The organism is Arenicella xantha (genome assembly GCF_003315245.1).
In the GTDB taxonomy this organism is placed as follows: Bacteria; Pseudomonadota; Gammaproteobacteria; order Arenicellales; family Arenicellaceae; genus Arenicella; species Arenicella xantha.
On record NZ_QNRT01000002.1, the window covers coordinates 547,991 to 563,074 of the forward strand.

A 15,084-nucleotide genomic window follows, 5' to 3' on the forward strand; every position below is an offset into this window, starting at 1 on the left:
AGCGACGGTACTTCTAGCCCAACTCGCGATGTAGTCAAGCTAGTTAATCCGCACCGTTGCCCAACGGAGGTTCAATGCGCGCCTTAAAATCTTAGCTAAATTCGAAACGCGTTTTTTTGCTAAGATAAACACAACATAAAGCGTATACGAAACAACACTTGTTCACGGACATTCAATAGTAAGCCGCAATAGACATACATACGGATCTTTCAGGTGGGGTCGCAAAATGAGAATGAGGCAGATCGTCATGTATCACAAAACAATATATTGCGCCCTATTGCTGACGCTGGCATTTACCGCTGGTTGTGCCAATGATCCTTACACAACAATTACCATCGTACGCCACGCCGAAAAAATAGCCGATGGAAGCAAGGACCCCTCATTAACGAATCAAGGCAACGCAAGAGCACTCGCGTTACGAGATAAGTATACAAACACACCAATTTCAGCGGTGTATTCGACCAGCACCAATCGTACTAAGCAAACCGCTATGCCGCTTGCTATCGCTAACGGTCTTACTGTCACGAGCTACAGCACGCCCGAGGAAGTTGCCACAGCGATAATCAGCAAGCACGCTGGTGAGCACGTGGCAGTAGTTGGGCATAGTAATACGGTAGGCGACATTATTTTGGCACTTGGTGCACAAATACCCGAAGGCTTAACCCACCCTATGGATGAAAGTGATTACGATAATTTGGTCATTGTTTTAATCAATAACAACGGGCTGGCGACCGCCACACACTCCACATACGGCAAGGTCTCACCATAGAAATGGCTCCTCTCGGCCAAACTCGACAACTGTCGTTTGACCCTAACGATGCTAGGCCAAACGCAGCATGCAACAACCGTATCTCCGATTCCAGTTTCCTGTTAGCTCACACCAACCTCCGCCAGCGCGACAAACAGCTGTGACAGCATCAATTTTTTGTTACTAACGCATCGCACTCAGTAAAGAGTCAGCGAACAGCAATAGCTGTTCGCTGTTCGCTGTTAAAACAATCAGTGCGTTTATTGAACCTCGTAAGCACCAATATCGCAGCGATTAAGCACTCGCACATACCCTCGTTGATCACGGCTCAATGGTGAACCGCTGATCGCGCTGACACAGTTGTTAGCGCCTGAGTCTACGGCATTACTTGCCGAAGAAATCGCGTGCGTCTGGGTAAATCCTCCATTATTGCTTAAATTTGAATCTAAACCTGACACGCTGCCAAGGCTAAACGGCAACGCAAACCCGTATGGCCCAGAGTTGGCTCCATTATTCGGGTCGCAGGACAATGTATCAGTCAGGTTATGCTCTCCAACAATGAAGCCATTCGCGCCATTAAAGTCACACTCCACTCCGGTGTTTTTAGAAAAAATGGAATTTGATATCACTTTATCACCGGTATTTAACAAAGTATGAAAGCTTAGAACCGAGCCGTTAGCTCGGTCTTTGCTGTGGTTCGCAAAGAATGTGCTGTTGGCAATACCGGCAAGGTCGTAGGCCGACCGAAACTCGATAGCTGAGCCTTGTTGTAATGCCGAATTTTGGCTAAAGGTTGAGTTATCCACAGACAGTGACTCAACACTAAGAGCACCTCCTTCAGTCGCGCTGTTTCCATAAAATGTCGAGCGTCGAATATCTAAGATATTTGTACCAATATCGTATAACGCACCACCGGCAAGCTCGGCGTTATTCTTGAAAAAAGTTTCATTAGTTAGCTTGGCATGCAGCGAGGGCGAGCCAAACGTCGAAAGAGCTATAGCGCCGCCCTCTCCAACCGCCGAATTTCCCGTATAGGTATTTTGATTCGCGCTGATATTATTGGTTTGCCACGCGAATATAGCCCCGCCGCTCCAAGACGTACCCGACCCAACCGGCTGCGCTTTATTTTGGTCAAAGGTATTTCGAAATATCTCTATGCCATCGCAATAACCACAAGCTATCGCTCCACCGCCGCCATCGTTGTTGATTGGCAAGCTAGACAATACTTTATTCTGGCTAAATTCACTCTTACCAATCAACAAGTTGCTGTATGCACTAAGCGAGCTATTGTCACGCCCCGCTAAATAGATTGCACCACCGTAGCGCCCTGCGGTATTTCGCACGAAGGATACTTGCCAAATCTTGAGATGAACCGCCAGAGCACAAAGCGAACCACCTTCGCGATATGCGGACGAACCACAAAGTGGCGCAACGAGGGAGTTACCATTGGTTAGCGTCAAGTCTTGTAAACCAACGCTGTCAGCGGATTCAAGTATATTAAAATGTCGTCCATCCTCGGTTGCATCAACAATGGTGTTTTGCTGACTCTCCCCAACAATTGTTAGTCGCTTATCGATGACTATGTCGTGTTCAAGATAGGTGCCGTTTCGTACGTATATTTGATCTCCAGCGCTGGCGGCAAAAACCGCACCGGCTATTGTTTGGTATTGGCATCCACTAGTGCACACTTGCAACGTGGCGGCCTCACTCTGCTGACTATAATTTGCCGCCAGCAACAGCCCTAGACTCAGTATTATTTTATTTTTCATATTGGTTTCCTTAAAGGTTGATATTCACGAAAATGTGCAGAACTTAGCGCATACAAAGGCTTGGTTCCCCACGACACTTGGGCATCCGTATGGAATGGCGGTGAGCAAAATGCACAACGCGCTCCACGATATTAAAAATGGCTACCACCGGCCTTCCGATAGGGTATTCAGGTGGATTGAATGAAAGCCACTATTGATGGACTTTGCTGCCTCCTTCGTTTGCAGCATTTTTTGCTTCACTTAGATAGCCCCACCCCTTTCGAATAAACGTCTCTACCGGCAATTAACTACAGCCTCGTAGCGGTATAAATACACGCTAGCACACGCGGATTAATGGTCGTTACGGGCCAAATGGCCAGTTTTAGCCAAGCAAGTACCCGCTCGCCTCGGAAACCAGATGCGCAAGCACCAACGTTGACTAGTCAATATTGATGAGTGCGGTTTCTCCGCCGCACTTAACCGTCAACTTCTCACATCAATCCAAACGTTGGTTTTCGTAAAACCGGCGACTAGGCTGCCGGTCGTTATGGTTGCCCAGACCTATCCTCATCTGTTCAAGCCGTGACGAGCACATTTTCCCGCAGACCAGTTAGACAATTGACGCACACAATTAATCGGGATAGCCTTGCGCTCCCGGCACATAAAATTTTGATTAAAAAAGGATTAGGAGAACGTAAATGGGAGTCCACTCTGAATGTATCAGCTCGACCGTCGCCATTGATGCGAAGCAAGTTGATAAAGCCCTCAAGACTTTAAAGAGACAAGTCTTGGACATGAGCTTTATGCGCGATATCAACATCGAGCTCTGTCACAGTCTGCCCGAGGCGCTAGATAAACTAGGTTTTGAGTGTGAACTGACTAAGACCGGTGTCAATAAGATTCAGTTTGTTGGTGGCAAGGGCGATAATTCAAGTTTGATTTGGCCAATCCTCGCGCCATATGTGAAGGAAGGCAGCGAGATCATAATGGAGCATGATGGGGAGCGTGAGATCACGATTTTTACGGACGGCGAGTGCTACACCCAGTGTGATGATGAAGAAGACTATCAAGATGAAGAGGAAGACGACGAACCTAGCGATGCTGTTTACGACTTATTAGAAAAGCTCGAGCAAGATGAACTTAACGAGCAAGACATCCGATCACACGTCACCACTCATGGTGTCGCTGGCCCAGTCGATTACAGCGGTAACTCTCTATTGATGGTGTTGCTTGAAAAGTACTGCGAGTATGACCAAGACGACACCTCCCAAGAACAAACCCTGGATTCAGAGATCAGCAATTTGGTGCAGGTGTTATTAGACGTCAAAATCGATCTCAACAAGGTGAATGATGAAAGTGAAACAGCGTTATACATTGCCTTGCGGGGAACCTATCTCGAGCTAGCAAAGACACTAATTGAGCATGGTGCCAAGTTAGCACCAAAGGGCAGCGCTAGTTTGTTTGATATGGCGGCTGAATACTTAAATCTCAATGCATTAGAATTTTTGCTCGAGCATGACGTTGATTTTTCCAAGCACGGCAAGACGACATTGATCACCGCCTGCACCGCTGATCATGACAACCCAGCCAAACTGCCATTCGTGCGCCACCTGATCGACGAGCTAAATGCCGATGTGAATGCCGCTAGTAAGAAAAAGATATATGCATGGCATGGGGAATTAAGTAAGCGAGCGACTCCATTAATAGCAGCTGCCTATGCCGATGATTTTTCACTACTCGAGCTACTTATTGATAAAGGCGCAGACACTTCTACTCCGGATGCGGCTGGCAACACAGCGCTGCATTATTGCAGTGGGCAAACATGGCCATCAGGCGATGGCTCTGTTTGTTGGCGGGCAGGCAAAGACAACCTATCGGTCGTAAAATTGTTAAGTGCTGATGCGAGCACAATTGGCGTCCGCAACAACGTCGGCAAAACACCATACATGCTTGCAAGAGAAGATAATCTACCGGCTCTCGAATGGTTCCGCGCCCAGCTAACTGCGAGTGGCCGACAAGTCCCAGTCGAACTCACTGCTGACTTAGAGGGTACCGTGTCTTATTCATCCGACACTGGGCTCGGTTATGCACTCTCATTTAAACAAGGCAAACTGCACGGTCAACAAAAGTTCTTTACTAAGAACGGCGCGCCATTTGTAGAACTCACCTACGTGGAGGGCTTAGCACATGGCGCTTACAACGCTTGGTACGAAGATGGTCAGCCAATGCTGGAAGCATCCTTACAACAAGGGAAATGGCATGACGAGGTCAAACTATTTCACCCATCTGGCTTATTGATCAAACACCTCAGCTATTTAGAGGGTAGACGCCATGGTACGCAATTTATCTTTCAGGAAGATGGAGAGCCCATGATCGAAGCACACTATAAGCAAGGTAAAAAGCACGGACGATTTAATTTCACTAAGCCCGACGGTGAAGTAGTCGTCGACGAAATATTTGTTGAGGGCGTTGCAGAAAGTAGCGCTGAAGAAACTGATACCGAAAAACCAAAGGGCTTATTGTCGGCTCTATTTGGTTCCATCTCCAAGGCCAGCGTGGCAGCCGAATTAGTTGAGGACAAGTTAGCGCCAAGTGAAAAACTATTCTTCCACGATCCAAAGAAAGTGCTCGCCATTTTCGAAAAGACGCAAGCGCAACTGTGTTGTTGATTTGTGCGAGTAACTAAGCAAGAAGTTTATCAGCATCCTCCTAGTTGAGTCTCTCGTCTGCTAAATTGCGAAAGTGAACTGCAAACCGCAGTTTACTTTTGCATATCGTACCAAATGGATACAAAGGTACTTATAGCCGCAAGCTACCTCTCCATAACTTGATCGATTGAAACAGCACATAGTGCCGCAAACACCTTTTAATCGGCAGCATTGCGACTCCCAAAACTAACTGGTAATTCGTCTAGATATGCTTAAAACCATTGCGACATACTTTTTCATTTTGTTTGCCTCAATACTAGCGACATGTGTGCTCATTGAGAGCTTATTGCGTTATACGGCGTGGTTAGATCAACTCAATAACCCACAACCATCTTATATTCCGGCGTATCTGTATGAGCAATATCAAGAGGTCGATAAAGATGGGTATGTCGATCTATTTGGCTTTCGAACAACCTTCGCGACCAACAATCTAATCGAGACACTAAAACAAACTGATGGATGTCGGGTCGTAGTATTAGGTGACAGCTTTGTTTGGGGTAGTGGTCTTTCCGTACAACAGTCGTGGCCAAGTCAACTACAAAAACTGACTCCCTGCACCGTATTCCCCTTTGGCAAACCGGGTTGGTCTAGCTATCAATATCTAAATCTATACCAAACTCATTTGCGCGAGCTTGAATTTGACTATTTAATCATTGGTATCGTAGCTAACGACCCCCACCCGCTCGGAAAGTTAGATACTCTGAACTTTTCACCAGAGTTGTATCAGCGGCACTCCGTTAAACTGATTAACCATAATGGCCAACGCCAGTACTTAGACTCACTAACATTCGACGACTATATTAACTCGGTGCTTGGAGGGTTTGCCGAAAGCAGCAAATCTAGCCAAGGTAGCATGGATCGGCCTCCGATTATTTCATGGGGCTACTATAATTGGCGAAAGCGCCTTTACGAATCAGACGTTTATACTGCTTGGGAAAACGCATTAGTAAAAACCGTCGAATCAGCCAAACACCCAACCTGCTTGCTTCTGACACCTACCAGCAATTCTGCCGATGAAATTGCGATTTTTGACCAGATCGAAACGACGCTCGCTAATCATGGTTTGAATTATCTCAACATGATGCCAAAACTCGATGCGTTGTTTGAATCAAGCATTAGACCTAGAGATGCTTGGGCAAATCCTGCTGACGGCCACCCGGGTACAAAACAAACCGCCTTATACGCGAAAGGCGCCAGTGAATTGCTGTTAGCTTGCGATTGAAATGAGCTGGCTCATCAAGATAAAGATGGGTTTAGCTTCACATTGATGCAGAAGCTGCACCCATCTAAAGCCAAATATGACCACCGAATCAAACCCTCCGTTATAACTAACACACGAGTTTGATGGCGATTATTCCTAGCTATACTGCTTGGTAATAAGAATCGGAAAATTATTTTACAATTAATACATCCAAAGCACTCATTAGCTGCATCAAAGAGGAAACAACAAAAACCTTCTTATAGAGGCAGCCAATGAAATACTTTTTTCTTATGCTGATGCTAGCGATGCAAAGCACCTTCGCATCAACTAACATCGACTCCAATCTCTTTAAAGATCTCGAACAGATGGATGCATTGTTATTTGAGCGCGATTTTTATCGAAGGTAATATGGTCGCGCTAACCATCGGTGGCGGTTGTTTAGCCCTAATTCTCAGCGTGTTCTTAGCGCAGCAAATAGATGATGACTAGTGGCGGGTTAAGCTCTCACAACCATAAACTCAATACCGAATATACCACCGCGCTCTGATTGAGCTTGTAACGTGTCGCCGCTCCTTCGACCCTTTCAATCAACACTGGTTAATTCAATTACGTCACCTAGCGCTATTAAATTCAGCGAATCTGAGCCCGAAAATTCATGATAATATCTTTGCTTAAATTAAAAACTTAAGGTCAAAGGGTTATGAAAAAGAACGACTCAATAGATAAGTCGCGGCGCGTGGTGATTAAGAGTTTAGCGGTCGGTGCTACTGGTATTACGTTCGCCAAGTTAGTGCCAGCGCAGGCTGCCGGAGAAAAAACAATTCCGGCTGTTGTGAACCTTTTAATGGACGACACTAAAGTCTGCGCTGCACTTGGAGAACCCTTAACCTTAGGCCCTACCTCACCAAACGCTGCACAAAATGTTTGTATTCCTGAAGGTGCCATTCGAGCAGTTGTTAGCCTAAATGGCGCAGGCGGCGGAAGCGCGAATGCGGCTGGCAGCTCTTTAGCTTTTAGCAGCGCACCTGGTGGTAATGGCGGTAACGTAATCGGTTCTTTAGATGTTAGCGGTATTGATGAATTAATCGTACATGTTGGCGAAGGCGGCAAACCAGATGGTACGCCCGGTGAATTTGGCGGTGGCGCGGGCGGCACTACTCCGTTTGACGACATGACTACCTTTGGTTCTGTCGCTGGCGGCGGTGGTGGCGGTTACGCCGCAGTATTCGACAGTAACGATACCGTGCTTGCTCTGGCCGGTGGCGGTGGCGGAGGCGGTGGCGGTAACGATGCGCAGAGCTCCATAGGTGGTGCTGGTGGTACAGCGACCAATAATAATGAAGAAGGTGATGGCAGCAACGGCCAAGGATTGTACTCTTACTTAGGAGGGACATTCGGCAACGGCGCGAATACGACTGGTGGCGCAGGCGCGAATGGAGGCGGCGATGGTACCGGAGGTAGCTTATTACAAGGTGGTACTGGCGGTAGCAACCTCATCACCACGGTAAACAAAGGCGGTGCCGGCGGTGGCGGTGGCGGTGGCTTAACTGGTGGTGCCGGTGGAGGCGCCGGTGGTGGTGGTGAAGGAGATGACGGCGGCGGCGGTGGTGGTGGCGGTGGCGGCCTACAAGTACTCCCGTCCGTGGCTACTTCCGACACATCAGGCGGCGGACAAGGTGGTACGGGCGCTCTAGAAGGCAGCAGCGGCAACGCAGGCCAAGCCGGCAGCGTGCAAATTACTTTTTATGATTCCGCTCCATAATATTCTGTTTCGTATAGTCGAAACAGACATAGCCGCGTTAACCAAGTCGAGCTTAGTCATTTCGAATCAAAACTGAAAGTAAGCCTGAGCAGTTACAGCTCAGGCTTTTTATTTAGCCGCTTCTGGTCTCCGACTCACACCACGCGTAAAAAAATCTAACGACCGAGTACTTGCCCGTTTAACTATCGAGCGTGAAAATCAAGCCGTTTATTTATCTCACTTAAATGCTAAAGTAATGTTGGGCTAGGCGCGGGGCATTAACTTAAAAGATTGAGCTAGAAATGAAATCGAATCCAACACATCTGTTCCTGCTAACCGCGTGTGCGCTAATATATTTATCCGGACCAGGGGTCAGCCTAGCGGCTAACTTTTACATCGATCCGATTAATGGTGATAGTGAAAACTCAGGCACTCAGGCCGCACCATGGCGAACCCTGCAGCAAGTAATAGAAGATGACTTGATAGAGTCGCACGCTTGGCGTCGCCCATATTACTCGTTTGGCGATACAGAACCTCGAAATCAAGGCGCACCGGTTAAAGCCGGCGATACCTTAATATTAATGTCTGGTTATCACGGCAAAGTTAATATTCACAAATACGTTAATACCAGCACCATCCACGTCAAAGCCGGTGCAGGTCAGACCCCAACGTTGAGCCAACTGCATTTTCAAGCCTCGGCCAATTGGTCAGTTAGCGGCTTAACGATTAGCCCAATCTATGGCGACATCGATGAAAGCTCGTTGCTCCGAATCGAATCAAATAGTTTTAACGGTCCCAGCCACAACATCACGGTGCAAGACAATGAGCTGTTCAGCGCAACCGATGTCAGCAACTGGTCAGTTGCAAACTGGCTAGAGCGACGCAAGAGCGGCATTTCGGTGGACGCAGATAATAGCCTGATCGCAAACAACACAATTCGCAACATTGCCTTTGGAATCACAGTCAGCTCTGACAACGTGACGGTACGCAATAATCGCGTAATCAATTTCTCTGGCGACGCGCTACGCGGGCTTGGTAACTACGGATTATTTGAATACAATTTTGTCGCCAATGCCTTCAAGGTTGACGGCAACCATGACGATGGTTTTCAAAGCTGGTCACGCGACGGCAAACCGGTGGTTGGTATGACCCTGCGAGGCAATGAATTTTACACCAACTACAATCATCCCAACCCTGCCCTACTATCGAATTTTCAGGGCATTGGCTGCTTCGATGGCTTCTACAATAATTGGCTTATCGAAAACAACTTGGTCGCAGTCAGCCACTGGCATGGCATTAGTGTGTATGGCGCGAACAATACACGCATCATTAATAACACGGTGGTCGATGATCCACGTCATACTGATGACCCAATGGTGCCATGGATTCGTCTGACCACGCATAAAAATAATACCCACGGCATTAACAACGTAGTGCGCAATAATATCGGCAAACTTGCCTCAACCACTCTCGGTGTTACGCTGGACCATAATTTTGATCCAGGTGTCGCTGCCGACGATCATAGTAATTACCTTAGCTACTTCCGCAGCCCGTTAAACTTCGACTATAGATTAAAGCGCACTGCCCCACCGGTTGGCGCTGGGAGTGAAATATTGGCTCCCAACATCGACATTACCGGTCGCCTGAGAAACAAACCATTCGACGTCGGTGCGTACGCATTTCAGCTAATTGTGTTGCCCTTCTTACCATTAATAATGGAAGACTGATTTTTCGCCATATATGCCACACCCGCAACAATCTGAGTAGCGAGAACTCTGAGGTTGTAGCTAACATCCGGCGCCCGTTCAGCGTTTAGTACGCGTAAAGGAATCGGGCGCGTGACTGTTTAACAGCGTTCACATCGCCAGAATGCGCTCTAGACACACATACATAAAAATTACGATAGATAATCATGATCAAACGAATTGGCAAAGCTTTACTAATCATCATTGGTGTATTTGCGCTAGCAACAACGGCACTCAACTACCTCGGAGTTGCTCTCGACGAGAAGCCTCTCGATTACACGGGTCTGTATCCAATTGCCGATGTTTCGTCAAACAACAATGGTTTTGATGATCTACAGGAATTCCTTTCTGAAGCCGATGAAGAAAGCTCAGCCGAAGTAGAAGAGGCTCTTGAAAACGCTTTCAACAAAGCCCGTACTGACGCTTTGTTAGCCCAGCACGAACACAGACTCTTACTAATCGAGCAAGCGTTAGAAAAGCCCTCGTTTAAATCTCACCCGATTGACTTCGATAGTCCCTTTCCAAACTATGGTGGCTATGGCGACCTACTAAATATCGTTTTATTAAAGGCAAGGAGCGAGCTACAAGCACAGAATTTTCCAGCCGCGATTACTCATATCGAACTAGCGGTTAAATTAACGCAACAAATAAAAACCGATCAGTCGGCGACCCTTATTACTTATCTGGTGGGCGTTAGTTATCAAGAAAAAGTTATGAATTGGTTACATCAGTTTGTTTCATCACAGCAATTGTCTGAATCGGAACTTAGTCAGCTTATGGCGGTTATCGATGTGATTCCCGATTACCATAATGATCAGTTCAACATGGTATTTAGTGGGGAGTTTGCTTACATGCAATCATTTCCAGAAGAAGTTTCGAACCCGTCAATTGGCGCTCGCATTTCAGCACTTCTCGATTCTGATTCAGACGCCAACCTATGGTGGACAGTGTGGCAAGACAATACGGCGGTAAACTTGCTGTCGATTCCAAGCTATAACTATTTTTACCAGAAAAATCGAACCAAAAACAAGCTGTACAAACACCTCCAATACTTGCAAAAACAAACTACTACAAACTACTGCACAAAAATAGACTATCAGACTATACCCTCTGGGCAGCCAAGCTTCTGGACGTCGCTAGGCATGAACGCTCTTAGTATTGTTAATCACGACACCTGGAGCACTTACATAAACCGACGCTGTTTTAGTAACTTTCACACGCAGGCAATCAAAACCATTGTTGCGCTAAAACAATACTCATTGACGTACAACAAACCGGTTAAAACGCTCGAACAACTTGTGCCAGAATATCTAGATAGCGTTCCAATCGATGCATTTACTGGCGAGCCTATTTTATACAACCGATCAGCCCAAACTCTTTACTCGAGGGGCATCGACGCAACGGCTGGCAACGGCGAGGTTGCCAACTTTGTTGCTCGGTGCTTCGCAGACATCTCCTGTAAAAACGACCCGACTATTTCAATCGAGTTTGATCAATAAGGGTAGGCATCACTGTGGCAGAGCCAAACACATACAGTGCGCTTGAAGAGAATTGTCGGAACCACCACTTTCGTCATGATAGAAGTAGCATCCACTAAGATTTTGTTTCACGTAGCAGCCCATTACATCTTCTTCACTGGCGTTTGATTTAAAGGTACCACACGAGATAGCGACTTCCCCTGCATTGCAATCCACCGATGTGTAGCCATTTGTTACGGGCGTAGCCGAACGACGGGTCAAATTGAAAGATGCTAGACCAGCCGGGCCCTGCGGGCCAGGTTCGCCTCTCGCTGCAACCAATCCCCAATGAGACGCAGCTGGGGGACGATTGCTCTCAGTAGCGTCGTGCGAAACCAATGCTAGGTAACTATTACCATCATTTGATGCCACGTCGCCCTTGCTGTAAGTTTGACCAACCAACCACTCACCGCGCCAGTTACTTTCTTCGCCACCCAGTGGAATGACCACTACTTTATTATGGGCAGAAGTCGTTCCAGACCACAGCACGGCGATTACTAAAGATACTAAAACTAGCTTATACACGCTTGGCACTCCATTGAGTAAAAGGTTAGAAACCTTGTTTTTGAACTAAGCAGGGGCAATCAAACCGAGACGATAAACACTGTTTCACTATTCGCCATGTGTTTGTCGAGACCACAAACACCTACAAGAAAATTTTAGCTAACCGGCATTGCCAAAATTTACCTAACGCTTGGCTTCGCGCAAACATTGCAGCGCATATTTTTGACCCAACTAAATTCTGTTATCCCACACGAGCGCCAACCGGTCAAAGGACCATATGGCCCTCCGCAGAGATTCTGCAACAAGCTAAAAATGTATATCTAACAAAATCACGCAGTTCTCGTGTACTAACGAGGATCAAAAGTTGAGTAGTCCATGACTCCCATGCTAAGTCCTTGGTTGCTTCGCTGGCTAGTTATTGAATTGCCTTCTAGACCTCAGTCTACTTCCTAAGCTCAGTAAAAATATATAGAGTATCCCCGCGTATGTAATGAGCCTATTGGGAACCACTTACTAGTTCATGCTGATTGATTTTGGCGGTCATTTACTGCGCACGTTATCTAACTATTTATTAGATCGACCGCAAAACAAACTGCGGTGCGGATGCTAACTTTTTAGCAACGATACTTATTGGCTTGCGAAGCGCCTGGCTGGTGCTCGGCGCCACACCAATTCGATCGGCTTCGAGTGCTGCTTTAAGTTTCTTGCGTGCATGAAACAGACGGGTCTTTACTGTGTTAGCAGGAATATCCACGATTTGAGCAATTTCAGAAGTACTATAACCATGAAAATACGCTAGTTCAGTAACAATGCGATGTGCTTCGGAAAGTTCGAGTAAGGCCGCATGTAACGATTCATTGACGTCGGCTTGCGCCTCAGTACCTTCGCCTGATATCACACTGTCGACAAGCTCGTCAGAGCTAACATGGTTATGACGACGCTCTTTACGCGAATGGGCAAGACCTGTACGGTAGGCAATACCAAATAACCAGGTCGATACTTTGGACTCACCTCGAAAACCAGCAGCCTTATTCCACACCGTTAATATCACGTCATTGTAAGCTTCTTCGACCAACGTGGTTGAAAACATCTGGCGCTGTAAAAAACGGGTAATGGGTAATTGAAATCGGTGATAGAGTTCGCTTAAAGCCGCACGATCGCGACTCGTGCCTATAAGCATAAGAAGTTTATCATCAGCGAACTCGCTATAACGCTCGCGGAGCTTGGCATGCTCTTTGACTATGCAATGAGGCATAACAGTTGTTACAACTGGTTTGTTAGTTCCCATTGGCTCTCCATAAAATTGATCGCGTGTTGTGGTGACAAAGGTAACTGCCAATACAGTAAGCATGATGTTCGCGCGCCGTATCGATAGTCGTTATCTTGTTGATTGGAATTTATCGGTAGAGCGTTGTAACGAGCGTGGTAATTTCAGGGAAAGACCACGGTATTTTTTAGAATTCAGGTGATTTAGGTTTGAATAAAGCAATATTTATTAAAACGTTGGGGTCTTTAACGCTATCTCGGGACGGTCAAGAACTGCCGCTGCCTGCGTCTAAAAAGACACGCGCCTTGTTGGCTTTTTTGGCAATAAGCGCACGCCCCCATCGGCGCGAACGTCTGTGCGAGCTATTTTGGGAAGCGCCTGATGACCCGCGTGGCGCCTTACGTTGGTCGCTGAGTAAATTGCGAGGAGTGTTAAAATCAACAACCGAGATGGGGCCAATAATAGCCGACCGAGAACGCGCGCAGCTTAATCTCGAAGGCATTGACATTGATTTCTCCACGATCAGAAAAACCCTGTTTGATCAGCATGCCGTGTTGCCCTTGGCCGAGTTAAGGAGTATCGCTGCAATGCTTGAACAGCCACTATTAGACGGGCTCGACTTGCCCAATCAACCGGGCTTTCAATCGTGGTTAGTCGCCGAGCGAGAAGATGCTCGTTTACTTAGAGTGAACGTAATGCGACGCCTTACGCTACACCCCGAAATTGAACATCAAGAAGCATGCAATTGGGCGCGTCGCTGGCTTGAGCTAGACCCGTTCAGCGACGGTGCCGCCGAAGCTCGCGTCATGACTCTGCGTCGACTTGGTCAATTGGCCGAAGCTCAACAAGTCATCGACCACTTTACGTCGTCACTTCAAAGCGCTGGGCTAACCATCAATGCCAAATTTGAAACTAGTCTGCAAGAGTATGATCGAAAAGATCAGGAAGAACCCAACCGAACATTGCTACGGCAGCAGAATATTAGCTTCTGTAAAACCGCGGATAATGTTCGGATTGCTTATGCAACCGTAGGGTCGGGACGCCCCATTGTCAAAGCGGCGAATTGGTTAAATCATTTGGAGCTTGATTGGGACAGCCCGATATGGGGCGACTTATTTCATGCACTTGCTAAAGACCGAACCTTTATTCGCTATGATGAGCGTGGCAACGGTTTATCAGATTGGGACGTAGACGAAATAAACCAAGCGGTCTTTGTCAACGACCTTGAGACCGTGGTGGATCAACTTGAACTAAAAAAGTTTCCGCTCTTAGGTATCTCACAAGGCTGTGCGGTATCGATTGAATACGCTGTACGTCATCCAGAGCGAGTGTCCGCACTGATTCTTATCTCCGGTTATGCAAGCGGCTGGCGCATCGGCGCAAGTGTCGAGGAACAAGCAAAACGTGAAGCAGTGATGACGCTAACCCAACACGGATGGGGCGGCAAAAACCCGGCCTATCGACACATCTTCACCCAAACGTTTATGCCCGACGCCAAGCCCGAAGAGCTTGACTGGTTCGACGAATTTCAACGACAAACCACGTCGCCTGAGAATGCGGTTCGGTTTCAACAAGCCTTTGCCGATATCGATGTGCGTGCGCTCCTGAGTCAAGTTAATGTACCGACCATCGTCTTCCACTCACGACATGACCAGCGGATATCCCTAGAACAAGGCCGAGAAGTAGCCAACGGCATACCGAACGCTCGCTTTGTAGCGCTTGAAAGCAACAACCATATTTTACTTGGACACGAACCCGCGTGGCAGGTAGTGATGGATGAGACTGAGCGTTTCCTCGCCGAACATAAACTCTAATTCGGAAGCGCGCCCAGATTAAGATATCTTTCAAGTCTACTAACTAAGCGCAACTCGGCATGAGGACATATTCACTTATCATGCCCTATCC

11 protein-coding genes are annotated in these 15,084 nt (G+C 47.2%); 8 read left to right on the top strand and 3 right to left on the bottom strand.

All coding sequences use genetic code 11. The features are described from left to right. The first annotated feature begins 247 nt into the window (after positions 1–247). Positions 248–769, top strand: coding sequence for a histidine phosphatase family protein (locus DFR28_RS08245; RefSeq protein WP_170132026.1), 522 nt, complete (start codon positions 248–250; stop codon positions 767–769). A gap of 239 nt (positions 770–1,008) precedes the next feature. On the opposite strand, the gene DFR28_RS08250 is transcribed toward DFR28_RS08245, so the two are convergent. After that, positions 1,009–2,517: a choice-of-anchor Q domain-containing protein gene (locus tag DFR28_RS08250; protein WP_113953857.1), complete on the bottom strand. Its 1,509-nt coding sequence runs from the start codon at positions 2,515–2,517 to the stop codon at positions 1,009–1,011. 677 nt (positions 2,518–3,194) lie between these two features. On the opposite strand from DFR28_RS08250, the gene DFR28_RS08255 reads away from it, so the two are divergent. The 6 genes from DFR28_RS08255 (at position 3,195) to DFR28_RS08275 (ending at position 11,390) form a co-directional block, all read left to right on the top strand. Beyond that, positions 3,195–5,165 carry an ankyrin repeat domain-containing protein gene (locus DFR28_RS08255; protein WP_113953858.1) on the top strand — a complete coding sequence of 657 codons (1,971 nt, stop codon included), beginning with the start codon at positions 3,195–3,197 and terminating at the stop codon, positions 5,163–5,165. A gap of 247 nt (positions 5,166–5,412) precedes the next feature. Beyond that, complete coding sequence (locus DFR28_RS08260; RefSeq protein WP_113953859.1) at positions 5,413–6,426, top strand: SGNH/GDSL hydrolase family protein; 1,014 nt, start codon at positions 5,413–5,415, stop codon at positions 6,424–6,426. A gap of 251 nt (positions 6,427–6,677) precedes the next feature. Continuing rightward, positions 6,678–6,812: a hypothetical protein gene (locus DFR28_RS19985; protein WP_281268366.1), complete on the top strand. Its 135-nt coding sequence runs from the start codon at positions 6,678–6,680 to the stop codon at positions 6,810–6,812. Positions 6,813–7,105: 293 nt separating this feature from the next. Further along, positions 7,106–8,167, top strand: coding sequence for a hypothetical protein (locus tag DFR28_RS19665; RefSeq protein ID WP_170132027.1), 1,062 nt, complete (start codon positions 7,106–7,108; stop codon positions 8,165–8,167). Positions 8,168–8,448: 281 nt separating this feature from the next. Beyond that, complete coding sequence (locus tag DFR28_RS08270; RefSeq protein WP_113953860.1) at positions 8,449–9,873, top strand: right-handed parallel beta-helix repeat-containing protein; 1,425 nt, start codon at positions 8,449–8,451, stop codon at positions 9,871–9,873. 185 nt (positions 9,874–10,058) lie between these two features. Continuing rightward, a complete protein-coding gene (locus tag DFR28_RS08275; protein WP_113953861.1) occupies positions 10,059–11,390 on the top strand; it encodes a hypothetical protein in 1,332 nt (443 codons plus the stop codon). 9 nt (positions 11,391–11,399) lie between these two features. Here the strand turns inward: DFR28_RS08275 and DFR28_RS08280 are convergent, their stop codons facing one another. Both DFR28_RS08280 and DFR28_RS08285 read right to left on the bottom strand, forming a co-directional pair. After that, positions 11,400–11,933 (bottom strand): hypothetical protein, encoded by a 534-nt coding sequence (locus DFR28_RS08280; RefSeq protein WP_147250962.1) that lies wholly within the window; start codon positions 11,931–11,933, stop codon positions 11,400–11,402. Positions 11,934–12,483: 550 nt separating this feature from the next. After that, the gene (locus DFR28_RS08285; protein ID WP_211316928.1) at positions 12,484–13,167 is read right to left on the bottom strand and encodes a sigma-70 family RNA polymerase sigma factor; all 684 of its coding nucleotides are present in this window, start codon (positions 13,165–13,167) and stop codon (positions 12,484–12,486) included. Between the two features lie 221 nt (positions 13,168–13,388). On the opposite strand from DFR28_RS08285, the gene DFR28_RS08290 reads away from it, so the two are divergent. After that, positions 13,389–14,993: a bifunctional AfsR/SARP family transcriptional regulator/alpha/beta hydrolase gene (locus tag DFR28_RS08290; RefSeq protein ID WP_211316929.1), complete on the top strand. Its 1,605-nt coding sequence runs from the start codon at positions 13,389–13,391 to the stop codon at positions 14,991–14,993. The last annotated feature ends 91 nt before the right edge of the window (positions 14,994–15,084 follow it).